Consider the following 25096-nt stretch of genomic DNA (forward strand, 5'->3'; position numbering starts at 1 on the left):
CCGGCCCGCACGCCCCCGTCCGGGCCCGGACGGGGGCGTGCGGCCGACGTGCCGGGCGGGTCAGCCGGCCTTCCTGCGGGCCCGCTTCCTGGGTGCGGACGCCGCGGCGACCGCGGCCGGGTCGAGGATCTTGGCCAGGTACTGCCCGGTGTGGCTCTCCGGCACGGAGGCGACGAACTCCGGCGGCCCCTCGGCCACCACCGAGCCACCCCGGAACCCGCCCTCGGGACCCATGTCGATCAGCCAGTCGGCGCTCTTGATCACGTCGAGGTTGTGCTCGATGACGATGACCGAGTTGCCCTTGTCGACCAGCCCCTGGACGACGAGCAGCAGCTTGCGGATGTCCTCGAAGTGCAGCCCGGTGGTCGGCTCGTCGAGCACGTACACGGTGCGCCCGTTGGACCGCTTCTGCAGCTCGCTGGCCAGCTTCACCCGCTGCGCCTCGCCACCGGACAGCGTGGTGGCCGGCTGGCCCAGCCGGACGTAGCCGAGGCCGACCTCGGTGAGGGTGCGCAGGTACCGGGCGATGGCCGGGATGGCGGCGAAGAAGTCCGCTGCCTCCTCGATCGGCATGTCGAGCACCTCGGCGACCGTCTTGCCCTTGTAGTGCACCTCGAGGGTCTCCCGGTTGAACCGGGCGCCCTTGCACACCTCGCAGGGCACGTAGACGTCGGGCAGGAAGTTCATCTCGATCTTCAGGGTGCCGTCGCCGGAGCAGGCCTCGCAGCGCCCGCCCTTCACGTTGAAGGAGAACCGCCCCGGCTGGTAGCCGCGGATCTTCGCCTCCGACGTGCTGGCGAACAGCTTGCGGACGTGGTCCCAGACGCCGGTGTACGTGGCCGGGTTGGACCGGGGCGTGCGGCCGATCGGCGACTGGTCGACACCGACCACCTTGTCCAGCTGGTCCAGGCCGGTGACGGTGCGGTGCCGCCCGGGCACCAGCCGGGCGCGGTTGAGCTCGTTGGCCAGCACCGTGTAGAGGATGTCGTTGACCAGGCTGGACTTGCCCGAGCCGGAGACGCCGGTGACGGCGACCAGCATGCCCAGCGGGAAGGTGACGTCGACGCTGCGCAGGTTGTGCTCGCGGGCGCCCTTGACCACCAGCTCCCGGCCCGGCGTGGGCTCGCGCCGCTTCTCCGGGACGACGATCGCCTTGCGCCCGGACAGGTACTGGCCGGTGACGGAACGTTCGCTGGCCAGCAGGTCCGCGTAGGTGCCGCTGACCACGACCTCACCGCCGTGCTCGCCGGCGCCCGGACCGATGTCGACCACCCAGTCGGCCTGCTTGATGGTGTCCTCGTCGTGCTCGACGACGATGAGCGTGTTCCCCATGTCGCGCAGCCGCACGAGGGTCTCGATGAGCCGGGTGTTGTCGCGCTGGTGCAGCCCGATCGAGGGCTCGTCCAGCACGTACAGCACGCCGACCAGCCCGGACCCGATCTGGGTGGCGAGCCGGATGCGCTGGGCCTCGCCGCCGGCCAGCGTGGCCGCGGGCCGGTCCAGGGACAGGTAGTCCAGGCCGACGTCGACGAGGAACGACAGCCGGGCCTGGACCTCCTTGAGCACCCGGTCGGCGATGGCCCGCTCCCGCTCGCCGAGCTCCAGGGCGTGCAGCCACTCGGCGGCCTCGCCGATGGACAGCCCGGTGATCTCAGCGATGGAACGCCCGTTCATCTTGACGGCGAGGATCTCCGGCTTGAGCCGGGTGCCGTGGCAGACGGGGCAGGGCACGTCGCGCATGTAGCCCTCGTACTTGTCCTTCATCATCTCGCTGTCGGTGTCCTCGTGCCGACGCTCGAGGAAGGGCAGCACGCCCTCGAAGGCCGCGTAGTAGCTGCGCTCGCGGCCGTAGCGGTTCTTGTAGCGCACGTGCACCTGGTCGGGCGAGCCGTGCAGCACGGCCTTCTGCACCTTGGCCGGGAGGTCCTCCCAGGGGGTGTCCATCGAGAAGCCGAGCATGTCGGAGAGGCCGGTGAGCAGCCGGGTGAAGTACTCGTTGCTCATCGAGCCGGCCCACGGCGCCACCGCGCCCTTGCCCAGGCTCTTGGTGGGGTCGGGCACCACCAGCTCCGGGTCGACCTCCTTGCGGGTGCCGATGCCGGTGCACTCCGGGCAGGCGCCGAACGGGGAGTTGAAGGAGAACGAGCGGGGCTCGAGCGCCTCGAAGGACAACCCGTCGTCGACGCAGGCCAGGTGCTCGGAGAAGGTGCGCTCACGCTCGGGGTCGTCCTCCGGCAGGTCGACGAAGTCGAGCACGACGAGGCCACCGGCCAGGCCGAGGGCGGTCTCGACCGAGTCGGTGAGCCGGCGCTTGGAGCTCTCCTTGACGGTGAGCCGGTCGACGATCACCTCGATCGTGTGCTTCTCCTGCTTCTTGAGCGTGGGCGGCTCGGTCAGCGGGTGGACCACGCCGTCGACCCGCACGCGGGAGAAGCCCTGGGTCTGCAGGGAGCTGAACAGGTCGACGTACTCGCCCTTGCGGGCGCGGACGACCGGGGCGAGGACCTGGAACCGGGTGCCCTCGGCCATCGCCAGCACCTGGTCGACGATCTGCTGCGGGGTCTGCCGGGCGATGGGCTTGCCGCAGTTGGGGCAGTGCGGCTGGCCGGCCCGGGCGTACAGCAGGCGCAGGTAGTCGTAGACCTCGGTGATCGTGCCGACCGTGGACCGGGGGTTCCGGTTGGTCGACTTCTGGTCGATCGACACCGCGGGCGACAGGCCCTCGATGAAGTCGACGTCGGGCTTGTCCATCTGGCCGAGGAACTGGCGGGCGTAGGCCGACAGCGACTCGACGTAGCGGCGCTGCCCCTCGGCGAAGATCGTGTCGAAGGCCAGGCTGGACTTCCCGGAGCCGGAGAGGCCCGTGAACACGATCATCGCGTCCCGGGGCAGGTCGAGGTGGACGTCCTTGAGGTTGTGCTCACGGGCGCCGCGGACGACGAGTCTGTCCATGTGATCCCTGTCGGTCTGAGGTGGATCGGGATGGGTCAGGCGGTGCGGGAGGGTGCCCCGGTGGGGCAGGCGGTCAGGGCCGGGAGGGCGACGGTGCCCCGGCCGGCCCGACGGGATCGAAGACAGGCGCGTGCCGACGCCAGGGTCGCCGGGCTCCGAGGTCTGCGGCCAGCCAGAGTAGTCGCGTTTCCGACCCGGGCGGGCCGACCAGCTGGACGGACCGCGGCAGCCCGGCGGGATCGCTGCCCGCCGGCAGGACGAGCGCCGGGAGACCGGCCAGGTTCCACGCCGACACCCACGGCGCCCACCGGGCGTTCGCCAGGGCGTTGGCCAGGAAGCCGCGCTCGTGCCACGGGCGGGCCGGCAGCGGCGGGCCGGTGACCACCGGGCTCACCAGCACGTCGACGTCGTCGAAGAAGCGCACCATGTCGGCCCGGAAGCGCGTGGCCGTCGCCGGCCGGACCAGGCCGGCGCGGCGCACCCACGACCCCAGCCGGGCGTGGACCCGGCTGCGGGCCAGGAGCTGCCCGCGGGCCAGCCCCAGGGCCTCCGCGTCCCGGTCCGCGGCCGCGAGCCACCGGGCGAGGACACCCAGCGCGGCCGACGGCGGGAGCCGCGGGTCCCGCGCCACCACCGTGTGCCCGGCCGCCCGGAGCGCGGCCACCGTCGCGTCGAGCGCCGCCCGCCCGGCGGCGTCCGGGCGCAGGCCGGGCAGCGGCGACCGGGCGGCGACCGCGACCCGGAGCGGCACCGGGACCGCGGGCGCCCCGCCGGTGGGGACCGGCGCACCGGCGAGCACCGCGTGGGCGAGCGCCAGGTCGGCGACCGTCGTCGCCAGCGCGCCGTTCTCCGCCATGCCGGACCAGCTGTCCGCACCGATCCCGGCGGGGACCACGCCGGTGCCCGGCTTCAGCGTGACCAGCCCGCAGGCGGCGGCCGGCAGCCGGAGCGAGCCCATCCCGTCGCTGCCGTGGGCGATCGGCACGCAGCCGGCCGCGACCGCGGCGGCGCTGCCGCCGGAGGAGCCGGCCGGGGACCGGGCGGTGTCCCACGGGTTGCGGCTGACCGTGCCGGGGCCGTCGGTGGCCGCGTACAGGCACAGCTCCGGCACCCGGGTGATCCCGACGACCACGGCGCCGGCCGCCCGCAACCGGGCCACCACCGGGTGGTCGTCGGGCTCGGGCGGCCCGGTCACCGCCGCCGAGCCGTCGGTGAGCAGCTCGCCGGCCACCGGCACGACGTCCTTGACCGCGACCGGCACACCGGCCAGGGGCAGCTGTGCCCGGTCGGGGGCGGCGTCGACCGCGGCGGCCTCGGCGAGCGCCGCCTCGGCGCGGACCACCCGGAAGGCGCCCACCCGGGCGTCGACCGCGGCGATGTGCGCGAGGTGCGCCCGCACCACGTCGACCGCGGACAGCGCGCCGGACCGGACCCGCGCGGCGATCTCCACCGCCGGCAGACCCACGAGCGCGGCACCCTGCCTGGGCACCGGATTACCGGGCGGCCCGCCCGGCAGGTCGCTCGGCGCGCGCCCGGCTACGTTGTCGGCCATGCGGTGGAACCTAGCCGGGGGCACCGACAGGACCGGGTCGAGCAGCACGGACAGGAGCGGACGATGGGCGTCAGCGACTACACCGGCGAGGTCACCGTGGGCGGCCCGCCGCAGACCCGTGCCCTGCCCGGGCTGACCGTCACCAAGCTCGCCGTCGGCGACATGGCGAACAACGCCTACCTGCTGCGCTGCACCGACACCGGCGAGGCCGTGCTCGTCGACGCGGCCGCCGAGCCGGCCGCGCTGCTGGCCCTGATCGGCGACACCCCGGTCCGGAGCATCGTCACCACGCACGGGCACTGGGACCACCACCGGGCGCTGCCCGAGGTGGTCGAGGCGACCGGGGCGCAGACGGTGGCGCACCCGGCGGACGCCGCGGACCTCCCGGTCCCGGTGACCCGCCCGGTGCAGCACGGCGACACCGTCCCGGTCGGCAGCCAGGTGCTCGAGGTCGTCCACCTGCGCGGCCACACCCCGGGCAGCATCGCCCTGGTCTGGCGCGGCCCGGCGGACGCGGGCACGCACCTGTTCACCGGGGACTCCCTCTTCCCCGGCGGCCCGGGCAGGACCACGGACCCGGCGGACTTCGGCTCGCTCATGGACGACCTGGAGGACCGGGTGTTCGGCCGGTACGACGACGCCACGTGGTTCTACCCGGGGCACGGCGACGACTCCACGCTGGGCACCGAGCGCCCCCGACTCGGCGAGTGGCGCGCCCGCGGCTGGTGAACCCCGGTCCCGGCGGCCGTGCCCGTGCTCGACGACGGCGCCTCCTGACCGGCTGTCCGGCCGCGCCCGACCAGGTCATCCGTCGTACCTCGACGGCGAGGTGCGCACGTCGGCCGACCGGCTCCGGGTGCTCGACCCGGCGGACGGCGCGACCGTCGTCGGGCACGCCGCCGCGGCCACCGCGGCGCAGGCGACCGCGGCCGTCGCTGCCGCGCACCGCGCGTTCCCGGGCTGGGCCCGTCGCAGCCCGCAGGAGCGGGCCGACCTGCTGCTGGCCTCGCTGGCGCCCCTGGAGGCCGACCGCCCGGCGACGGCGGAGCTGCTCACCCGGGAGAACGGCGAGATCCGCACCGAGTCGTTCATCGACTCGATCGTCTTCGCCCACCGCTTCCAGCTCGCCGCCGGGCTGGCCGGTGAGGTGGACGCGGTGACGACGCTGCCGGCACCGCCCCACCGCACCGAGATCTCGCACCTGCCGCTGGGCGTCGTCACGATCATCGTGCCGTTCAACTGGCCGCTGGCGCTCCTCGCCGCCTCGCTGCCCTACGCGCTGCTGGCCGGCAACACCGTGGTGGTGAAGCCGCCGCCGTCCTGCCCGCTGGCCACCGTGCGCACCGTGCAGCAGGTGGCGGCACTGCTGCCGCCCGGTGTGCTCGACGTCGTCACCGGGGCCGACGCCCAGATCGGCGAGGCCCTCGTGGGTGACGACCGCGTCCGGTCGGTGTGCTTCACCGGCAGCCCGGCCGGCGGTCGGCGGATCATGGGGATGGCCGCCGGCACGCTCACCCGGGTGACCCTGGAGCTCGGCGGCAACGACGCCGCACTGCTCCTCGACGACGTCGACCTCGGCCCCGAGGCGGTGCAGCGCCTGGTCAGCGGCGCCTTCGACACCACGGGCCAGGCGTGCATGGCGATCAAGCGGCTGTACGTGCACCGCTCCCGCTACGACGAGGTCGTCGACGCGCTGTCGCACGCGCTGGGCAGCACGCGCATCGGCCACGGCCTGGACGAGGGGGGTGACCATGGGCCCGCTGTACCAGGCGGGGGAGAAGGCGTACGTCCAGGCACTCCTGGAGCAGGCCCGGCACACCGGCGCCGAGGTGCGCGAGCTCGGCGGGCAGGCCGGCGACGCGGACCTGTCCGCCGGCAACTTCCCCCGGCCGTCCCTGGTACTGGCCCCGGCCGACGACACCCGGGTCGTGCTGGAGGAGCAGTTCGGCCCGTCGCTACCGGTCCTGCCCTTCGACGACGAGGCCGTCGCGGTCGCCCGGGCCAACGACACGCCCTACGGGCTCTGCTCCTCGGTGTGGACGGCGGATCCCGCCCGCGCCGCCACCGTGGCCCGCCGGCTGCGCTCGGGCTGCACGTTCGTCAACGCACACGGCGCCGCGCACCTGGACGAGCGGGCGCCCTTCGGCGGCCTGGGGCACAGCGGCATCGGGCGCGAGATGCGCGTCGAGGGGCTGCGCGAGTTCATGGACCCGCACGCCGTCGGGTTCCCGGCCTGACGTACGCGCCGGCACCGCCCGTCGACCGGGCGGTGCCGGCAGAGCGTGGTGCGTGGCCCGGTGCCGGACGCCCACGACGGGCGCGCGGGCCGCCGAACCCCGAGGATGGGCCGACCAGCACGCCGTCCGGCCTCGCTGGGTCGCACGAGACGAGGAGACACCCCGTGTCCCACCGGACCGGCCGTACGCGCGGCCTGCTGCTCTGCTCCGCCGTGGCGGCCGCCATGGTCACCGCCCCACCGGCCGCGTCCGCCGCGACCCCGGACGGTGGGGGCGGGCGCTGCGAGCGTGCGGACGTCTCCGGCGACATCACGGTGGACGTGGCGTCCGGCGGCACGACGTACCCGGTGGCGGTGTACGTCCCCGAGGGGCTCGCGGCCTCCCGGGCCCCGCTGGTGCTGAACCTGCACGGCAGCTCCTCCAACGGCCCGGCGCAGCAGGACATCAGCGGCCTGCGTGCCGTCGCCGACGAGGAGGGCTTCGTGGTGGCCGCGCCCAGCGGGGCCCTCCCGCTGGCGCCGCAGACGCCGCCGGACCCGAACGGCAGCTGGGCGTGGAACGTGCCGGGGGTGCCCACCACGGCCGGCGCGTTCCCGCCCGCCGGCGCCCGGGACGACGTCGCGTTCCTCAGGGACGTGGTGGACACCGTCTCGGCGCAGCTGTGCACCGACCGCACGCGGACCTACGCCACCGGCTACTCCGGGGGCGGCCGGATGGCCTCGACGCTGGCCTGCCGCGCGGCGGACGTCGTCGCCGCGATCGCGCCGGTCGCCGGGCTGCGCGCCGGGCGCCCCGACCCGGACGACACGTCGGTGCCGGAGGTCGAGGACTGCTCGCCGTCGCGTCCGGTCCCGGTGATCACCTTCCACGGGCAGCAGGACCCGGTGAACCCCTACCAGGGCAACGCGGACCTGCGCTGGGGCTACACCACTCCGGTGGCCGTGCAGACGTGGGCACGGCTGGACGGCTGCCGCCGCGGCCCGGAGGCGACCCAGGTCAGCGAGCACGTGACCGAGCTGAGCTACACCACGTGCGCCGGCGGGGCCGAGGTCACGCTGTACCGGGTGAGCGACGGCGGGCACACCTGGCCGGGCAGCGACGTCCCGGCCCAGGGCCCGGTGACCCAGGAGATCGACGCCTCCCAGCTCCTCTGGGACTTCTTCGAGCAGCACCGGCTGCGCGGCGCGCGGGGGTGACGGCCGATCCGACGACGGACCTCGCCGCCTTCGCCCAGGGCGTCTTCGATGCCCAGCCGTTCAGCCGCCTGCTGGGCGCCGAGCTCGCCGCGGTCGGCCCGGACTCTGCCGAGATCCGCATCTGCAACCGGCCCGAACTCCAGCAGCAGCACGGGTTCGTCCACGGCGGCGTCCTCAGCTACCTGGCTGACAACGCCCTCACGTTCGCGGGAGGTCTCGCACTCGGTGGCGATGCGCTCACGGTCGAGTACAAGATCAACTATGCCCGGCCGGCGGTCGGGGACGTCGTCATCGCCCGGGCGCGTGCGGTCGTGACCACCCGCCGGCAGTCGGTCTGCGAGTGCTCGATCTCCGTGCTGGACGGCGACGTCGAACGCCTGGTCGCGGTGGCGCAGGGCACCATCGTGGCCGCCGGGGGCAGCGGCTGAGCACGGGTGGTCGGTCGCGTCACCCGCGGTGGACGTCGGCGAGCCGGTCCAGCTCCCGCAGCTTGCGGCGGTGCTCGCCGACCGCCGTCGCCAGGCAGAACGCGGCCCCGGCCGGCACCGCCCACACCGCGCCGCTCTGCGTGAACACGGCGACGACGAAGGCGGCGAACAACGCACCGACCACGCCGCTGATCACCAGTCCGCGGTGCAGCAGGCGCCGGTGGGCGGCCAGCGCCGCCAGCCAGTCCCGATCCCGGTGGTCCGGTGGCAGGGCCCCGACCCGCAGGGCCCGGGCGACGTCGCGGCGGCTGACCCCGGCGGCACCGGGGCGGGCATCCAGGCTCCGGCGGATCCGCATCCCGACGAGCCCACCCACACCGGCCCCGAGGCCCGCCGCCGGGTCGGGCCGGTCGTGGAGGGCATGGCCGAGCACCGTGGTGAGCCCCGCGGTGACCAGCAGGAACAGGAGTGCGCCGCCACAGTCCAGCGCACGCCGGAGCCCGCGGGGCCGGCTGTGGTACCACCGCCACGCCCGCTGCCGGACGGGCACGGCGGCAGGCGCCGAGCCGGTCCGGGCAGCGGCGCCGGTCACGCCCGGTGGGCCTGGTACCAGTCGATCAGCGACCGGGTGGACGGGTCCTGCGCGGCGAGGGCCCCGGCGTCCCCGGTCAGCGCGGGCGCGATCTGCTGGGCCAGCTGCTTGCCCAGCTCCACGCCCCACTGGTCGAAGCTGTCGATCCCCCACACCGCGCCCTGCACGAAGGTGACGTGCTCGTACAGGGCGATCAGCTGGCCGAGCACCGACGGGGTGAGGGCCGCGGCCATGATCGACGTGGTCGGCCGGTTGCCGCTGAACACCCGCGCGGCGACGACGTCCTCCGCGGTGCCCTCGGCACGCACCTCGTCGGCGGTCTTGCCGAAGGCCAGCGCCTTCGTCTGGGCGAAGAAGTTGGCCAGGAAGAGGGCGTGCACGTCGGCGTCGCCGTCGGTCAGGGCGTGCTGCGGGGTGGCGAAGGCCAGGAAGTCGGCCGGGACCAGCCGGGTGCCCTGGTGGATCAGCTGGTAGAACGCGTGCTGGCCGTTGGTGCCGGGCTCGCCCCAGAACACCTCGCCGGTCGCCGTGGTGACCGGCCGCCCGTCCCAGCGCACCGACTTGCCGTTGCTCTCCATGGTCAGCTGCTGCAGGTAGGCCGGGAACCGGTGCAGGTACTGGCTGTAGGGCAGCACCGCGTGCGTGTGCGCATCGAGGAAGTCGACGTACCAGACGTTGAGCAGGCCCATCAGCAGCGGCACGTTGCGCTCCGGCGGGGTGCTGCGCACGTGCTCGTCGACGGCGTGGAAGCCGGCCAGGAACTCGGCGAACCGCTCCGGGCCGATCGCGATCACCACCGCGGTGCCGATCGCGGAGTCGACCGAGTACCGCCCGCCGACCCAGTCCCAGAAGCCGAAGGCGTTGGCCGGGTCGATGCCGAAGTCGGCCACCTTCTGCAGGGCGGTGGAGACGGCGACGAAGTGCCTGGCGACGGCGTCCCGGCGCGCGTCGTCGTCGTCGGCGAGCGCCCCGGCGGCGGAGAGGCCCCGCCACAGCCAGGCCCGGGCCAGCCGGGCGTTGGTCAGCGTCTCCAGGGTGCCGAAGGTCTTCGACGCGACGATGAACAGCGTCGTCTCCGGGTCGAGGTCCGCCGTCGTCTCGGCGATGTCGGTGGGGTCGATGTTGGAGACGAACCGGCACTCCAGCCCGGGCTGCACGTGCGGCTTCAGCGCCTCGTAGACCATGACCGGGCCGAGGTCGGAGCCGCCGATGCCGATGTTGACCACGGTGGTGATCCGCTTGCCGGTGACCCCGGTCCACTCCCCCGAGCGCACCTGCTCGGCGAAGGCGTAGACCTTGGCCAGCTCGGCGTGCACGTCGGCGTCCACGTCCTGGCCGTCGACCCGCAGGGCCGGCTGCGCACCCTCCGGACGGCGCAGCGCGGTGTGCAGGACGGCGCGGTCCTCGGTGACGTTGATGTGCTCCCCGGCCAGCATCGCGGCGAAGCGCTCCAGCACGCCGGTCTGCTCGGCGAGCTGCAGCAGCAGCGTCACCGTCTCGTCGGTGACCAGGTTCTTGGACAGGTCGACGCGCAGGTCGGCCAGGTCGAGGCTCAGCCGCTCGGCCCGCTCCGGGTCGGCGTCGAACCAGCCGCGCAGGTCGGGCGTCAGCGCCTGCCGGTGCTGCTGCAGGGCGGCCCATGCCGGGACGCTCGTCGGGTCGTGCGAAGGGGCGGCCACGGGTGTCCTCCAGAGTCCTGAGGTGCAGGGTCGGGTCGTACGGGTCCGGCGCACTCCCCGACGACGCTAGGGCAGTGCTCCCCCGCCCGCTCGCCCGCCCCGGGCGCTCCGGCTGGCCGGTCTCGATCTGCTGCCACACGCCACCGTCGACCCCGCGAGCGCGCCCCGCTCGCCCACGTCCACCGCCGACCCGGTCTCGCCCAGCTCCTCGGCGGCCGCGGTGACGGCGGCGGCGTCCCGGGCGCAGAACTCCACCTGGGCGCCCTCGGCGGCGAACGCGGCGACGATGGCGCGGCCGATGCCGCGGGTGCCGCCGGTGACGAGCACGCGGGAGCCGGTCAGCTGCAGGTCCATGGGTCTCCGGTCAGGGTGGCGGGGCGCATCACAGCAGGGTGGCGGCGCGGGCGCGCAGCTCGGCGTGCACGCCGCCGTAGGCCGGTGCGTGCGGCAGCAGGTCCGTGCGCACCTTCACCACCGAGGAGTAGTTGACGTCCACGACGTTGGCGATCGGCGCCTCGGTGACCTGGGACAGCAGCTGGTAGGCGTCCAGCGGGTGCAGCCCGTGCAGCTCGCCGACCCAGCGGACCAGCTCCCGCTGGGCGATCCGCCAGGCGTCCTCCAGCGGCCGGCTGGACCCGACGGTGACCAGGCTGGCGTCGTCCTCGAGGCGGGGCCAGGCCGGGCCGCCGAGCGAATCGGCGCCCTTGAGCAGCTCGACGACGACGGTCGTGGTCATCGCGCCCTCGACCGCGGTGCCGCAGGCCTCGCCCTCGCCCTGCCGGTAGTGCCCGTCGCCGAGGGAGAAGAGCGCCCCGGGCACGTTGACCCGCAGGTAGCAGGTGGTGCCGGGGCGCATCTGCGGGGTGTCCATGTTGCCGCCGAAGGCGTCGGGCACCAGGGAGCTGCGCACCTCACCGCCGGCCGGGGCGACCCCGACGGTGCCCAGCATGGGTGCCACCGGCAGGGCCAGCCGCAGGTCGGAGTGGTGCGCCACGAACTCGACGGTGTTGCGGGCCCGGTCCAGCTCGTAGATCCAGGTGGTGTCCGCCAGCGGTTCCTGCAGCATCGCCGTGCGCTCGGTGGAGGTCAGCCCGCCGAAGAACGGCATGACCGCCGACGCGCCCCAGTCCCGCGCCGGCTCCATCGCCACGAAGTGCAGCACCAGGGTGTCCCCGGGTTCGGCGCCCTCGACGTGGAACGGCCCGGTCTGCGGGTTGACCCGGCTCAGGTCGACCTTATCGCCGGACAGGTCGGTGGCCGAGGTGAGCGCACCGGAGAACGCGTCGTCGGACCACAGCCGCAGGGCGGTGCCCGGCCGCACGGTGCGCAGCGGCGCGACGCCGCCGAAGGTGAAGGCGTACTGGTCGGGCGACGGGATGACCTCGACGACGTCCATGCCCCAGCTGATCATCCCCGGGCGCCGAGCACCAGCCCCGGGCTCAGCGGACCCGGGTCGCCGGCGGGGCCGGCGCGGCCTCGGTCACCGGCTCCGGGTCGGGTCGGTCCTGCTCGGTGGGCAGCCAGCGGGCCCACCAGCGCAGCACGTGCTCGAAGCGCGCCAGCCGGTGCGCGGGGCGGCCCGTGCGGGTCAGCTCGTGGCCCTCGCCGGGGAACAGCAGCAGCTCGGTGGGCACGCCGCGGCGCTGCAGCTCCACGTACAGCCGGGTGCCCTGCTCCAGCGGGCAGCGCCAGTCCTCCTCGGAGTGCACGACCATGGTCGGCGTGCTGATCCGGTGGGCGCCGGCCATCGCCGACTGCGCGGTGATCCGCTCCGGGTCGGTGCCGACGTAGCCGTCGGCGAAGAAGAAGCCGATGTCAGAGGAGCCGACGAAGCTCACCGGGTCGTTGAAGCCGCGCTCGCTGATCGCGGCGGTGAACCGGGTGGTCCGGCCCAGCAGCAGCGTGGTCATGTACCCGCCGTAGGAGCCGCCCAGGATGCCGACCCGCTCGCCGTCGAGGGCCGGGTCCTCCAGCGCGGCGTCCAGGAAGGCCAGCACGTCGGCCGCGTCCAGCTCGCCCAGGTGCTCCTTGACGACCCGACCGTGGGCCTGCCCGTAGCCGGAGCTGCCCCGCGGGTTGCACTGCAGCACCGCGTAGCCGGCGGTGACCGCGGTCTGCGTCTCGTCCAGCAGCGTCCAGCCGTACTGGCTGTACGGGCCGCCGTGCACCATCAGCAGCACCGGGTGCGGCCCGGGACCCTCGGGCGTGGTGACCCAGCCGTGCACCGGGTAGCCGTCCGGGGCGGTGGCGGTCGTCTCCCGCATCCGGTGCAGCCGGCCGGTGGCCTGCAGTGCGGACCCGAAGCCGGTCAGCAGCCGCTTCGCGCCGGGGGTGATGGCGATCAGCTCCCCGGCGGAGCGGTCGTGCGCCACCGTGGCGACGACGACGCCCCTGCCGACCGCGAACCCGCGCACGGTGAAGTCCCCGTCGACCAGCGTCTCGGGCTCCCCGCCGTCCAGCGGCACCCGCAGCAGCTCCACCGCGCCGCGCCGCTCCACCCCGACGAGCACGGCACCGTCGGCGACCACCGTGCCCGGGGTCTCGTCGCCCCGGCCGTGCTGCTCCGGGTCGAGCAGCGGCTCCAGCTCACCGCCGGCCGCGTCCACCCGGGCCACGGTCTCGTTGCGGGCGACGAAGTCCAGCCCGTCCGGGCCGAGGTCGGGGATGGCGGTGACGACGATGGTGCCGCCGTCCGGCGTCCAGGCCGGCTTGCTGCAGTCCGCGCGGGACCCGGTCACCCGGCGCGGCTCGCCGCCGTCGGCGTCCACGACGTACACGTCGCGCACCAGGTCGCGGTCGGCACCGGGGTGCCGGGCGGACACGAAGGCGAGCCGGGTGCCGTCCGGGCTCCACGCGGGGTCGGCGTCGTCGGCGTCCCCGTCGGTGATCTGCACCGGCGTCGGCAGGTCGGCGGCGTCGTCGTCGGTCAGCTGCATCACGAACACGTGCGGGCGGCGGTCGGTGGTGAACCCGACGTCGTCGCTGCGGTAGGCGAGCGTGGTGATCAGCCGCGGCGGCTCGGCGGCCGGCGGCACGTCCTCGGCGGTGCCGTAACGGCCGGGCTCGGGCACGCGGGCGGTGTAGGCCAGCCGCCGGGAGTCCGGCGACCACACCGGGGCCCCGGCGCCCAGCGGGTGGTCGGTGAGCCGGCGGGCCTGCCCCCCACCGGTCGGCAGCAGGTGCAGCTGCGGCTTGCCGCCGGACTCCGCGCCCAGGTAGGCCAGCCAGCGCCCGTCCGGTGACCAGGCGGGCGCGGTGTCCCGGTGGCCGTGGGTCAGCGGCCGGGCCGGGGCGGACCCGTCGGTGGGCACGGTCCAGAGCTGGCTGCGGTACTCGTCGGCGTCCAGGTCCAGCCGGGTGACGGCGACGACGGCCGTGCGCCCGTCCGGTGACACGGTGGGGACACCGGGCGTGCGCAGCAGGGCGAGGTCGGTGGGCCGCATGCGCGCAGGCTAGCCGTCCGGCAACCGTGAGCACTGCTCAGGACCTGCGGGCTACGGTGACCCGATGACGCGACGCGTGTTCACCGGCGGCCAGGTCCTCGACGGCACCGGGAGCCCCGCGGCGCCGGCCGACGTGGCGGTGCAGGACGGCCGCGTCGTCGAGGTGGGCACCGGGCTGGACGGCGACGAGCAGGTCGACTGCACCGGCGCCACGCTGCTGCCGGGCCTGTTCGACTGCCACGTGCACGTGCTGATGAGCGGCGTGGACACCCTCCGGCAGCTGCAGACCCCGTACAGCCAGACCTACTTCGAGGCGGTGGGCAACCTGCGCCGCACCCTGGCGCTGGGCATCACCTCGGTGCGGGACGCCGCCGGCGCGGACCTGGGCGTGGCCGAGGCGGTGCGCACCGGGCTGGTGCCGGGCCCGCGGATGCAGATCTCCATCGCGATGATCTCCCAGACCGGCGGGCACGCCGACGACTGGCACGTCTGCGGCGCCGACACCCCGCTGCTGCCGGTCACCCCCGGCCGGCCCAGCGGCATCTGCGACGGACCGGACGAGATGCGACGCACCGTGCGGCTGCTGGTGCGGGCCGGCGCCGACGTGCTCAAGGTGGCCACCAGCGGCGGCGTGCTCTCCCCGCGCGACGACCCCCGGCACGCGCACTTCCGGCCCGCCGAGCTGGCCGTGCTGGTGGAGGAGGCGGAGGCGGCCGGCCTGGCGGTGATGGCGCACGCGCAGGGCGCCGACGGGATCAAGAACGCCGTCCGGGCCGGCATCCGGTCGATCGAGCACGGCATCTACCTGGACGACGAGGCGATCGACCTCATGCTGCGGCACGGCACCTGGCTGGTGCCCACGCTGTCGGCCCCGCGCGCGGTGCTGGCCGCCGTCGCTGCCGGGGCCGCGCTGCCGGAGGCCGTCGTGGCCAAGGCGCGAGCGGTGCAGGACGTGCACGACGCGTCGGTGACCCGGGCCGTCGAGGCGGGCGTGCGGGTGGCGATGGGCACCGACAGCGGGGTGGGCAGGCACGGGGACAACCTGGGCGAGCTCGCCCTGATGGCTCGCTGCGGCATGAGCCCCGAGCAGGCCTGGCACGCCACCACGCAGTCGGCCGCGCAGCTGCTGCGGGTGGACGACGAGCTCGGCACCCTGGAGCCGGGCAAGCGGGCCGACGTCGTGGTGCTGACCGGCGACCCGGCCGACCTCGGCGGGCTGGCCGGCCGGGTGCGCGAGGTCTGGCAGGACGGTGTGCCGGTGGCCCGGGACGGCCGGGTCGTGGACGTCCCCGCCGCCTGACCGCCCTGCCGAGGGCGACCGGGTGGCCGGTCCCCGGTCCGCCGGCCGGGACCTCAGGTCGTACGGGGCCGGTGTCGGCGTGCGGGCGCGGCACCGGCCATCGGTCAGCTGTGTCGGGTGTCGCCCCGGGCCTCGGCCGCGCGACGCTCGGCGTCGGTGAGGGCGTCGGGCTCGCCGGGGGCACCGGTCGGCTCGCCCTCCGGGTCGACGGCGGGGCCGTCGGCGTCGGGCACCTGGCCGCGTGTCTTCAGCAGGCTGGCGACCGTGGCGATGACCAGCACGCCGAGGATCACCGACAACGAGAGCCAGATCGGGATCTCCGGGATGCTCTCGATCGGCTCGCGCTCGCCGGCGAAGGGCAGCTGGTTCTCGTGCAGCGCCTCCAGCACGAGCTTGACGCCGATGAACGCCAGGATGACGGCGAGGCCGAGCGACAGGTAGACCAGCCGCTTGAGCAGGCCGCCGAGCAGGAAGTACAGCTGCCGCAGGCCCATCAGGGCGAAGACGTTGGCGGTGAACACGATGAACGGCTCGCGGGTCAGCCCGAAGATGGCCGGGATGCTGTCCAGCGCGAAGATCAGGTCGGTGGTGCCCAGGGCGAGGAAGACGATGACCAGCGGGGTGAAGAACCGCTTGCCGTCGCGCTTGACGCGGACCTTGCTGCCCTCGTAGTCCTCGGTGATCGGCAGGATCTTGCGCATCCGCCGGATGAGCGCGTTCTCCTCGTACTCCTCGTCCTCGTGCTGGCTGCGGACCAGGTTGATCGCGGTGTAGATGAGGAACGCGCCGAAGATGTAGAAGACCCAGACGAACCGCTCGATGACCGCGGCGCCCAGCAGGATGAAGATCCCGCGCAGCACCAGGGCGATGATGATGCCCACCATCAGGGCCTCTTGCTGCAGCGCCCGGGGCACCTTGAAGCGGGCCATGATGATCACGAAGACGAAGAGGTTGTCGACCGACAGCGAGTACTCGGTCAACCAGCCCGCGTAGAACTGTGTCGCGAAGTCACCGTTGGTGACCACCAGCACGAGGACGCCGAACAGCAGCGCCAGCGCGACGTAGAAGACCACCCAGCGGGTGGCCTCCTTGACCGAGGGCTCGTGCGGTCGCTTGACCACCAGCGCCAGGTCGAACAGCAGCAAGGCGGTGAGCCCCACGAACGTCGCGATCTCGAACCAGACGGGGAGCTCCACGGGACAGGACTCTACGGGGACGCACAGGGAGCCGCCGTCCGTGAGCTGTGCACGACGCTCGCGGCCTGCTCACGGCAGGGTCACCGGAGCCGGACACGACGGAGGCCGTCGACGACTCGGGGTCGTCGACGGCCTCGGCCGTGCGGGTGGCGCGGGGCCGCGGGTGCGGCACGCCGCACCGGTGGGTCAGCGCGGCGCGGGCAGCCCGTCGGCGTCCCGGCTGGCGGTGTCCGGCGACCCGGTGTCGGAGGCGGTGCCGGTCTCGGAGCCCGTGTCCGCGTCGGTCTGCGGGGCGGCGGGGCCGGAGGCGCCGCCGGTGCCGGTGACGGGCAGGCCAGCCGCGGCCTGCTGCTGCTTGACCTTCTTGTCCTTGGCCAGGCTGGCCAGGGTGGTGACGACCAGTGTGACCACGATGACGCCCAGCGACAGCCAGGTCGGGATCTCCGGGACGGCGGTCACGTGCTCGCCGCCGTTGATGAACGGCAGCTCGTTCTCGTGCAGCGCGTGGATCAGCAGCTTCAGGCCGATGAAGCCCAGGATGACGGCGAGGCCGTAGGCCAGGTACACCAGCCGGTCGAGCAGACCGTCGATGAGGAAGTACAGCTGGCGCAGGCCGAGCAGCGAGAAGGCGTTGGCGGCGAAGACGAGGAAGGTCTCCTCGGTGAGACCGAAGATCGCCGGGATCGAGTCGACGGCGAAGAGGATGTCGGCGCTGCCGATGGCGATCAGCGCGACGGCGAGCGGGGTGATGAAACGCTTCCCGTCGATCTTCGTGACCATCTTGTCGCCGTGGTACTCCTCGGTCGTCGGCAACACCTTGCGGGTGAGCCGGAGGACCGAGTTCTCCTTGAACTCCTCGTCCTTGCTGTGCCCGCCGCTGCGGGCCTGCACGACCGCGGTGTAGATGAGGATGGCGCCGAAGAGGTAGAACACCCAGCTGAAGTTCTCGATCGCGGCGGCACCGATCACGATGAAGACCGTGCGGAGCACCAGGGCGAAGGTGATCCCGTAGAGCAGCACCTTCTGCTGCAGCTCCCGCGGGATGGCGAAGCTGGTCATGATCAGCACGAAGACGAACAGGTTGTCCACCGAGAGGCTCTTCTCGGTGATGTAGCCGGCGAAGTACTCACCGCCGTAGGTGGCCCCGGAGAAGGCGAAGACCAGCAACCCGAACACGACGGCGATGCCGACGTACACCGAGGACCAGATCGCGGACTCGCGCATCGAGGGGGCGTGCGGCGTGCGCACGTGGCCGAACAGGTCGAACGCGAGCATCCCGACGATCGCGGCGATCGTCAGTGCCCACACCCAGGTGGGGACGTCCATGCGGGTTCCTCCGGAGATCTGGCAGGTCGTGTCAGAACCGGAGGTCTCTCCCGTCGGACCGGTGGACCGGCCGACCAGCTGCCCCGGGGGTCATCGGACCCCGTGTTGACGAGACTGCTGCTGGGGATACTCCCCTCCCGGACAGCACTCTCACCTGGGCACCACGAGATGGCCAGGCGGCACGCCGTCCACCGGGGAAGACGACCCGGAGCGCCGGATGATTCCCGGACCCGACGTGATCCACGCCGCACTCGCCTCGCCGGGGGGCAACCGACCCGCCTGGCACGGGCGTGCCGCGCGCCGCTCAGGCGAGCGCGGCGTCCAGCTGGCGCAGCTCCTTCTTCAGCTCGGTCAGCTCGTCGCGCAGCCGGGCGGCCACCTCGAACTGCAGCTCCCGCGCTGCGTTCAGCATCTGCTCGTTCATCGAGGTGATCATGTCGGCGAGCTCGTTGCGCGGCAGGCCCTGCACGTCGATCGAGCCGGCCTTGGTCTTCTTCGACGAGAGGCCGGGGACCGGGGCCTTGCCGCGGGACTGGTTGCGCCCGGACCCGCCGACCATCTCGGCCGAGGTCTCGGCGTCCTCCGCGGCGCGGTAGATGCCGTCGAGGATGTCGACGATCTTCTTGCGCAGCGGCTGCGGGTCCAGCCCGTGCTCGGTGTTGTAGGCGATCTGCTTCTCCCGGCGCCGGCTGGTCTCGTCGATCGCCTGCGCCATGGACGGGGTGATCGTGTCGGCGTACATGTGCACCTGGCCGGAGACGTTGCGCGCGGCCCGGCCGATCGTCTGGATCAGCGAGGTGCCCGAGCGCAGGAAGCCCTCCTTGTCTGCGTCCAGGATGGCCACCAGGGAGACCTCGGGCAGGTCGAGGCCCTCGCGCAGCAGGTTGATGCCGACCAGCACGTCGTACTCGCCCTGCCGGAGCTCGCGCAGCAGCTCGACCCGGCGCAGCGTGTCGACCTCGGAGTGCAGGTAGCGGACCTTGATGCCCAGCTCGAGCAGGTAGTCGGTGAGGTCCTCGGACATCTTCTTGGTCAGGGTGGTGACCAGGATCCGCTCGTCCTTCTCGGTGCGGACGCGGATCTCGTGCACGAGGTCGTCGATCTGGCCCTTGGTCGGCTTCACCACGACCTCGGGGTCGACCAGGCCGGTGGGCCGGATGACCTGCTCCACCACGTCGCCCTGGACCTTGCCCAGCTCGTACTTGCCGGGGGTGGCCGACAGGTACACGGTCTGGCCGATCCGGTCGGTGAACTCCTCCCACTTCAGTGGGCGGTTGTCCATCGCCGAGGGCAGCCGGAAGCCGTGCTCGACCAGGGTGCGCTTGCGGCTCATGTCGCCCTCGTACATGCCGCCGATCTGCGGCACCGTCACGTGGGACTCGTCGATGACGGTGAGGAAGTCGTCGGGGAAGTAGTCGATGAGGCAGCTGCCGGCGCTGCCGGGGGCGCGGCCGTCGATGTGCCGCGAGTAGTTCTCGATGCCGGAGCAGAAGCCGACCTGCCGCATCATCTCGATGTCGTAGGTGGTGCGCATGCGCAGCCGCTGGGCCTCCAGCAGCTTGCCCTGCCGGTCCATCTCGGCCAGCCGGGCCTCCAGCTCGGCCTCGATGGCGCCGATCGCCCGCTCCATCCGCTCGGGACCGGCGACGTAGTGGGTGGCCGGGAAGACGAACAGCTCCTCGACCTCGCGCACCACCTCGCCGGTGAGCGGGTGCAGGTAGTACAGCCGCTCGACCTCGTCGCCGAACATCTCGATCCGGGCGGCGAGTTCCTCGTAGACCGGGAAGACCTCGATCGTGTCGCCGCGCACCCGGAACGTGCCGCGGGTGAAGGACAGGTCGTTGCGGCTGTACTGCTCGGTGACCAGGGTGCGCAGCAGGTCGTCCCGGTCGATCGTGTCGCCGATGCGGAGCTTCAGCGACCGGTCGACGTACTCCTGCGGGGTGCCCAGGCCGTAGATGCAGGACACCGTGGAGACCACCACCACGTCGCGCCGGGTCAGCAGGCTCATCGTCGCCGAGTGCCGCAGCCGCTCGACCTCCTCGTTGATGGAGGAGTCCTTCTCGATGTAGGTGTCGGTCTGCGGGACGTAGGCCTCGGGCTGGTAGTAGTCGTAGTAGGAGACGAAGTACTCGACCGCGTTGTTCGGCAGCAGTTCCTTGAACTCGTTGGCCAGCTGCGCGGCCAGGGTCTTGTTCGGGGCCATGACCAGCGTGGGCCGCTGCACCTGCTCGATGAGCCAGGCCGTCGTCGCGGACTTGCCGGTGCCCGTGGCACCCAGCAGCACGACGTCCTGCTCGCCGGCGTTGACCCGCTGGGCCAGCGACGCGATCGCGGTGGGCTGGTCACCCGACGGCGAGTACTCGGAGATGACCTCGAAACGCCCCTGGGTGGGCCGGAGCCCGGTCTTCGTAACCACGTGGACGACGGTACGACGACCCACCGACAGAACGGGCCGTGCTCGGTCTCCCCCGCCTCGCACAGCGGACGGGGCCGGTGGTTGAGAGACTGGCGGCGAGCTCGTGACCGGGACGTCATGACGAGTGCGTGTGCCCGGCGGTGCGGGCGGGCACCGCCGACCCGACGAGCTCGTCGTCCCCGCCGGCTGGCGGGGGCTCCCGCGGCCCCGACACGAGGGCCGCCCACAGCAGGAGGACCACCCGATGACCTTCCAGGTCTGGCCCGGAACCGCTTATCCCCTCGGGGCGACGTACGACGGCACCGGCACCAACTTCGCCCTCTTCAGCGAGGTGGCCGAGAAGGTCGAGCTGTGCCTGTTCGACGAGGCGGGCACCGAGACGCGCATCCGCCTCCCGGAGATGGACGCCTACGTCTGGCACGCCTTCCTGCCCGGCATCCAGCCCGGCCAGCGCTACGGCTTCCGCGTGCACGGGCCCTACGACCCGCTGCAGGGCCAGCGCTGCAACCCGAACAAGCTGCTGCTCGACCCGTACGCCAAGGCGATCGACGGGCAGGTCGACTGGGCGCCCGCCGTCTTCGGCTACGACTTCAAGACCAAGGAGCGCAACGACGAGGACTCCGCGGCGCACATGCCGAAGTCCGTGGTCACCAACCCCTACTTCGACTGGGGCGTCGACCGCCCGCCGCGGATCCCCTACCACAAGACGGTGATCTACGAGGCCCACGTGAAGGGCCTGACGATGACGCACCCCCGGGTGCCCGAGGAGCTGCGCGGCACCTATGCCGGCATCGCGCACCCGGCGGTCATCGACCACCTGACCGAGCTCGGCGTCACCGCCATCGAGCTCATGCCGGTGCACCAGTTCGTGCAGGACGACACCCTGGAGCAGAAGGGCCTGCGCAACTACTGGGGCTACAACACCATCGGCTTCTTCGCCCCGCACAACGAGTACGCCAGCAACACCGACAACGGCATGCAGGTGGCCGAGTTCAAGGGCATGGTGCGCACGCTGCACGAGGCGGGCATCGAGGTCATCCTCGACGTGGTCTACAACCACACCGCCGAGGGCAACCACCTGGGCCCGACGCTGTCGTTCAAGGGCATCGACAACCAGGCGTACTACCGCCTCGTCGAGGGCGACGAGCAGTACTACATGGACACCACCGGCACCGGCAACTCCCTCAACGTGCGCACCCCGCAGTCGCTGCAGCTGATCATGGACTCGCTGCGGTACTGGATCACCGAGATGCACGTCGACGGCTTCCGCTTCGACCTCGCCTCCACCCTGGCCCGCCAGTTCCACGAGGTCGACCGGCTGTCGGCGTTCTTCGACCTGGTGCACCAGGACCCGATCGTCAGCCAGGTCAAGCTGATCGCCGAGCCGTGGGACATCGGCGACGGCGGCTACCAGGTGGGCAACTTCCCGGCCCTGTGGACCGAGTGGAACGGCAAGTACCGGGACACGGTCCGCGACTTCTGGCGCGGCGAGCCGGCCACGGTCGGCGAGTTCGCCAGCCGGCTCACCGGCTCGGCCGACCTGTACCAGCACTCCGGACGCCGCCCGGTGGCCAGCATCAACTTCGTCACCGCGCACGACGGCTTCACCCTCAACGACCTGGTCTCCTACAACGAGAAGCACAACGAGGCCAACGGCGAGGACAACAACGACGGCGAGAGCCACAACCGCAGCTGGAACGGCGGCGTCGAGGGCCGGACCGACGACCCGGAGGTCCTGGCGTTGCGGGCCCAGCAGCGGCGCAACTTCATCGCCACGCTGATGCTCAGCCAGGGCGTGCCGATGCTGCTGCACGGCGACGAGCTCGGGCGCAGCCAGGGCGGCAACAACAACGGCTACTGCCAGGACTCGCCGATCACCTGGATCAACTGGGACGCCGTCGACGAGGGCCTGCTGGAGTTCACCAAGCTGGTCACCAAGATCCGCACCGACCACCCCACGTTCCGCCGCCGCCGGTTCTTCCACGGCCGCCCGGTGCGCCGGGAGGCCGGTGCGCCGGTCCCGGACATCGCCTGGCTGAACCCCGACGGCGAGCAGATGGACGAGGACGACTGGGACAACGACCACGCCAAGTCGGTGGCCGTCTACCTCAACGGCCACGGCATCCGCTCCACCGACGAGCGCGGTGAGGACGTCGTCGACGACTGCTTCTACCTGGTCTTCAACGCCTACCACGAGCCGATCGACTTCGTGCTGCCCAGCGCGGAGTTCGCCGCGGCGTGGACGGTCGTGCTCGACACGGCCGACTTCGGCCCGGTGGACGCCGTGCAGGTGCAGGCCGGCGAGAAGGTCACCGTGGCCGGTCGGGCGATGCTCGTGCTGAGCTCCGCGCCGTGACGCCCGCCCCGCCCCCGACCTCGGCTCCGGCTGCCCGCGACCGGCGGGACGTCCCGTCGGCCACCTACCGGCTGCAGGTGCACGCCGACTTCACCCTGGACGACGCCGCGGCCGTGGCCGGCTACCTGGCCGACCTCGGGGTGAGCCACGCGTACTCCTCCCCGCTGCTGCGGTCGTCCGAGGGCTCGAACCACGGCTACGACACGACCGACCACGCCCACGTGGACGAGGCCCGCGGCGGCCGCGCGGGCCTGGACCGGTTCGTGTCCGCGCTGCACGAGGTCGGCCTCGGCCTGGTGCTTGACCTGGTGCCCAACCACATGGGCGTGGCCGACGCGCACGCCTCGGCCTGGTGGTGGGACCTGCTGCAGCACGGCCGGGACAGCGCCCACGCCGACGCCTTCGACGTCGACTGGGAGTTCGGCGACGGCCGGGTGCGCATCCCGGTGCTCGGCTCGGCCGACGACCTGGCGCAGCTCGAGGTGGTGGACGGCGAGCTGCGCTACTACGACAACCGCTTCCCGATCACCCCGGGGACGGCGGAGGGCACGCCGCGGGAGGTGCACGACCGCCAGCACTACGAGCTGGTCGACTGGCGCCGGGCGGACAGCGACCTGAACTACCGCCGGTTCTTCGCGATCAACACCCTCGCCGGGCTGCGCGCCGAGGACCCGGCGGTCTTCGAGGCCACCCACGCCCTGCCGATGGAGCTGGTGCGCACCGGGGCCGTCGACGGCCTGCGGATCGACCACCCCGACGGTCTGGCCGATCCGGGCGGCTACCTGGACCGGCTGGCCGCGGCGTCCGGTGGGCGATGGACGGTGGTGGAGAAGATCCTGGAGCCCGGCGAGGCCCTGCCGGAGAGCTGGGCGACGGCCGGCACCACCGGCTACGACGCCATGGCCGAGGTGGACGGCGTCCTGGTGGACCCGGCCGGTGAGCCGGCGCTGACCGCGCTGGACACCGAGATCACCGGTGCCCCGGTCGACTACGCCCAGCTCGTGCACGACTGCAAGCGGGAGGTCACCGACGGCATCCTCGGTTCCGAGGTCGCTCGGTTGCACCGGCTGGTCGGCGAGCTGCCGGGCGTGCCGGCGGAGCAGGTGCGGGAGGCGCTGGCCGAGCTGCTGGCGAGCTTCCCGGTGTACCGCTCCTACCTGCCCGCGGGCCGCGAGCACCTGGACGCCACCGTGGCCGCCGTCCGGGAACGGCGTCCGGACCTGACCGAGGCCGTGAACGGGCTGCACCCGCTGCTGTCGACGGCGGGCTCGGAGCTGGCCACCCGGTTCGAGCAGACCAGCGGGCCGGTGATGGCCAAGGGCGTGGAGGACAGCGCCTACTACCGGTGGGCCCGGTTCGTCGCGCTCAACGAGGTGGGCGGGGACCCGGCGCACCTCGGCCGCACCGTCGAGGAGTTCCACGCCGCGCAGCAGCACCGGGCCGCGTCGCTGCCCGCGTCGATGACCGCGCTGTCCACCCACGACACCAAGCGCAGCGAGGACACCCGTGCCCGGCTGGCAGTGCTGGCCGAGCTGCCCACCGAGTGGGCCGGGCTGGTGCGGCAGCTGCTCGAGCGGCACCCGCTGGCCGACCGCCCGCTGGCGCACCAGGTGTGGCAGAACCTGGTCGGCGCGTGGCCGATCTCGCGGGAGCGGGCGCACGCCTACGCGGAGAAGGCGGCCCGGGAGGCCGGGACCTCGACCACCTGGACCGCCTCGGACGCCGCCTTCGAGGAGCAGCTGCACGCCCTGGTCGACGCCGCCTTCGACGACGAGGTGACGCGGGGCGCCGTCGAGGAACTGGTGGCCCGGATCACGCCGGAGGGCCGGTCGAACTCGCTGAGCCAGAAGCTGCTGCAGCTGACCATCGCGGGGGTGCCGGACGTCTACCAGGGCTCCGAGCTGTGGGACCACTCCTTGGTCGACCCGGACAACCGGCGACCGGTCGACTACGACCTGCGCCGCGCGCTGCTGGCTCGGCTGGACGGTGGGGAGGTGCCCGGTGTCGACGACACCGGCGCCGCCAAGCTTCTGGTCGTCTCCCGCGCGCTGCGGCTGCGCCGGGACGCACCCGAGCTGTTCACCGGCTACACGCCGGTGGCGGCGAGCGGGCCGGCTGCCGACCACGTGGTCGCCTTCGACCGGGGCGGGGCGATGACGGTGGCCACCCGGCTGCCGGTCGGGCTGGCCGCCGCGGGCGGCTGGCGGGACACCGCCGTCGCGCTGCCCACCGGCAGCTGGCACGACGTGCTCACCGGCGCCCGGGTCGTCTCCGACGCCCACGGCGCCCCGGTGGCCGAGCTGCTCGCGCGGCTCCCGGTCGCGCTGCTCACCCGCGCGTAGGCGGGCGGGGCGGCCACCCGCCGAGCTCACGACCGTCCGGCCGGGTTCACCAGCGTTGGTGAGCTCGGCCGGACGGTG

17 protein-coding genes and 1 pseudogene are annotated in these 25096 nt (G+C 73.2%); 8 read left to right on the top strand and 10 right to left on the bottom strand.

Annotated elements, in window-relative coordinates:
- Window positions 1-60: 60 nt before the first annotated feature.
- Window positions 61-2952, bottom strand: coding sequence for an excinuclease ABC subunit UvrA (gene uvrA, locus G1H19_RS10535; RefSeq protein WP_152727553.1), 2892 nt, complete (start codon window positions 2950-2952; stop codon window positions 61-63).
- A gap of 73 nt (window positions 2953-3025) precedes the next feature.
- Window positions 3026-4441: an amidase gene (locus tag G1H19_RS10540; RefSeq protein ID WP_235927897.1), complete on the bottom strand. Its 1416-nt coding sequence runs from the start codon at window positions 4439-4441 to the stop codon at window positions 3026-3028.
- 126 nt (window positions 4442-4567) lie between these two features.
- Here G1H19_RS10540 and G1H19_RS10545 point away from each other — a divergent pair, with 126 nt between their 5' ends.
- The 5 genes and pseudogenes from G1H19_RS10545 (at window position 4568) to G1H19_RS10560 (ending at window position 8365) form a co-directional block, all read left to right on the top strand.
- A complete protein-coding gene (locus tag G1H19_RS10545; protein ID WP_152727551.1) occupies window positions 4568-5233 on the top strand; it encodes an MBL fold metallo-hydrolase in 666 nt (221 codons plus the stop codon).
- Window positions 5234-5360: 127 nt separating this feature from the next.
- Window positions 5361-6176 (top strand): annotated as a pseudogene (locus G1H19_RS23935) (aldehyde dehydrogenase family protein); the annotation flags it as partial.
- 79 nt (window positions 6177-6255) lie between these two features.
- The gene (locus G1H19_RS23940) at window positions 6256-6741 is read left to right on the top strand and encodes an aldehyde dehydrogenase family protein (protein WP_235909326.1); all 486 of its coding nucleotides are present in this window, start codon (window positions 6256-6258) and stop codon (window positions 6739-6741) included.
- A 164-nt stretch (window positions 6742-6905) separates the two neighbouring features.
- On the top strand, window positions 6906-7937 hold the full coding sequence (locus tag G1H19_RS10555; RefSeq protein ID WP_202925747.1) for an extracellular catalytic domain type 1 short-chain-length polyhydroxyalkanoate depolymerase: 1032 nt from the start codon (window positions 6906-6908) through the stop codon (window positions 7935-7937).
- The gene (locus G1H19_RS10560; protein ID WP_162392280.1) at window positions 7934-8365 is read left to right on the top strand and encodes a PaaI family thioesterase; all 432 of its coding nucleotides are present in this window, start codon (window positions 7934-7936) and stop codon (window positions 8363-8365) included. Before G1H19_RS10555 ends, G1H19_RS10560 begins: the two co-directional genes overlap by 4 nt.
- 19 nt (window positions 8366-8384) lie before the next feature.
- On the opposite strand, the gene G1H19_RS10565 is transcribed toward G1H19_RS10560, so the two are convergent.
- From G1H19_RS10565 to G1H19_RS10585, 5 genes are all read right to left on the bottom strand, one after another.
- Complete coding sequence (locus tag G1H19_RS10565; protein ID WP_152727550.1) at window positions 8385-8957, bottom strand: hypothetical protein; 573 nt, start codon at window positions 8955-8957, stop codon at window positions 8385-8387.
- Entirely contained in the window at window positions 8954-10636 is a 1683-nt protein-coding gene (pgi, locus tag G1H19_RS10570) for a glucose-6-phosphate isomerase (protein ID WP_162392281.1), read from the bottom strand. The genes G1H19_RS10565 and pgi overlap by 4 nt, the downstream gene beginning before the upstream one ends.
- Window positions 10637-10702: 66 nt before the next feature.
- A complete protein-coding gene (locus G1H19_RS23160) occupies window positions 10703-10990 on the bottom strand; it encodes an SDR family NAD(P)-dependent oxidoreductase (protein ID WP_235909176.1) in 288 nt (95 codons plus the stop codon).
- A 28-nt stretch (window positions 10991-11018) separates the two neighbouring features.
- Window positions 11019-12047, bottom strand: a complete 1029-nt coding sequence (locus tag G1H19_RS10580) for an acetamidase/formamidase family protein (protein ID WP_235909175.1) — start codon at window positions 12045-12047, stop codon at window positions 11019-11021.
- A 28-nt stretch (window positions 12048-12075) separates the two neighbouring features.
- Entirely contained in the window at window positions 12076-14079 is a 2004-nt protein-coding gene (locus G1H19_RS10585; RefSeq protein ID WP_152727549.1) for a S9 family peptidase, read from the bottom strand.
- 64 nt (window positions 14080-14143) lie between these two features.
- Here G1H19_RS10585 and G1H19_RS10590 point away from each other — a divergent pair, with 64 nt between their 5' ends.
- Window positions 14144-15379, top strand: a complete 1236-nt coding sequence (locus G1H19_RS10590; protein ID WP_152727548.1) for a metal-dependent hydrolase family protein — start codon at window positions 14144-14146, stop codon at window positions 15377-15379.
- 104 nt (window positions 15380-15483) lie between these two features.
- Here the strand turns inward: G1H19_RS10590 and G1H19_RS10595 are convergent, their stop codons facing one another.
- From G1H19_RS10595 to uvrB, 3 genes are all read right to left on the bottom strand, one after another.
- The gene (locus G1H19_RS10595) at window positions 15484-16575 is read right to left on the bottom strand and encodes a TerC family protein (RefSeq protein WP_162392282.1); all 1092 of its coding nucleotides are present in this window, start codon (window positions 16573-16575) and stop codon (window positions 15484-15486) included.
- 186 nt (window positions 16576-16761) lie between these two features.
- On the bottom strand, window positions 16762-17901 hold the full coding sequence (locus G1H19_RS10600) for a TerC family protein (protein WP_152727546.1): 1140 nt from the start codon (window positions 17899-17901) through the stop codon (window positions 16762-16764).
- 304 nt (window positions 17902-18205) lie between these two features.
- Window positions 18206-20320 carry an excinuclease ABC subunit UvrB gene (gene uvrB, locus G1H19_RS10605; RefSeq protein ID WP_162392283.1) on the bottom strand — a complete coding sequence of 705 codons (2115 nt, stop codon included), beginning with the start codon at window positions 20318-20320 and terminating at the stop codon, window positions 18206-18208.
- A 244-nt stretch (window positions 20321-20564) separates the two neighbouring features.
- Between uvrB and glgX the strand changes: the two genes are divergently transcribed.
- Together glgX and treY are read left to right on the top strand one after the other, a co-directional pair.
- Window positions 20565-22676: a glycogen debranching protein GlgX gene (gene glgX / locus G1H19_RS10610; RefSeq protein WP_152727545.1), complete on the top strand. Its 2112-nt coding sequence runs from the start codon at window positions 20565-20567 to the stop codon at window positions 22674-22676.
- Window positions 22673-25018 carry a malto-oligosyltrehalose synthase gene (gene treY / locus G1H19_RS10615; protein WP_162392284.1) on the top strand — a complete coding sequence of 782 codons (2346 nt, stop codon included), beginning with the start codon at window positions 22673-22675 and terminating at the stop codon, window positions 25016-25018. The genes glgX and treY overlap by 4 nt, the downstream gene beginning before the upstream one ends.
- Window positions 25019-25096: the final 78 nt, after the last annotated feature.

Origin of the sequence: Goekera deserti, assembly GCF_010685995.1 — a bacterium.
Lineage (GTDB): Bacteria > Actinomycetota > Actinomycetes > Mycobacteriales > Geodermatophilaceae > Goekera > Goekera deserti.

Excerpts from the sequence above, each read along its gene's own strand:
- uvrA (WP_152727553.1), bottom strand. The coding sequence starts at position 2,952 with ATGGACAGACTCGTCGTCCGCGGCGCCCGTGAGCACAACCTCAAGGAC.
- G1H19_RS10545 (WP_152727551.1), top strand. The coding sequence starts at position 4,568 with ATGGGCGTCAGCGACTACACCGGCGAGGTCACCGTGGGCGGCCCGCCG.
- G1H19_RS23940 (WP_235909326.1), top strand. The coding sequence starts at position 6,256 with ATGGGCCCGCTGTACCAGGCGGGGGAGAAGGCGTACGTCCAGGCACTC.
- G1H19_RS23160 (WP_235909176.1), bottom strand. The coding sequence starts at position 10,990 with ATGGACCTGCAGCTGACCGGCTCCCGCGTGCTCGTCACCGGCGGCACC.
- G1H19_RS10580 (WP_235909175.1), bottom strand. The coding sequence starts at position 12,047 with ATGATCAGCTGGGGCATGGACGTCGTCGAGGTCATCCCGTCGCCCGAC.
- G1H19_RS10585 (WP_152727549.1), bottom strand. The coding sequence starts at position 14,079 with ATGCGGCCCACCGACCTCGCCCTGCTGCGCACGCCCGGTGTCCCCACC.
- G1H19_RS10590 (WP_152727548.1), top strand. The coding sequence starts at position 14,144 with ATGACGCGACGCGTGTTCACCGGCGGCCAGGTCCTCGACGGCACCGGG.
- G1H19_RS10600 (WP_152727546.1), bottom strand. The coding sequence starts at position 17,901 with ATGGACGTCCCCACCTGGGTGTGGGCACTGACGATCGCCGCGATCGTC.
- glgX (WP_152727545.1), top strand. The coding sequence starts at position 20,565 with ATGACCTTCCAGGTCTGGCCCGGAACCGCTTATCCCCTCGGGGCGACG.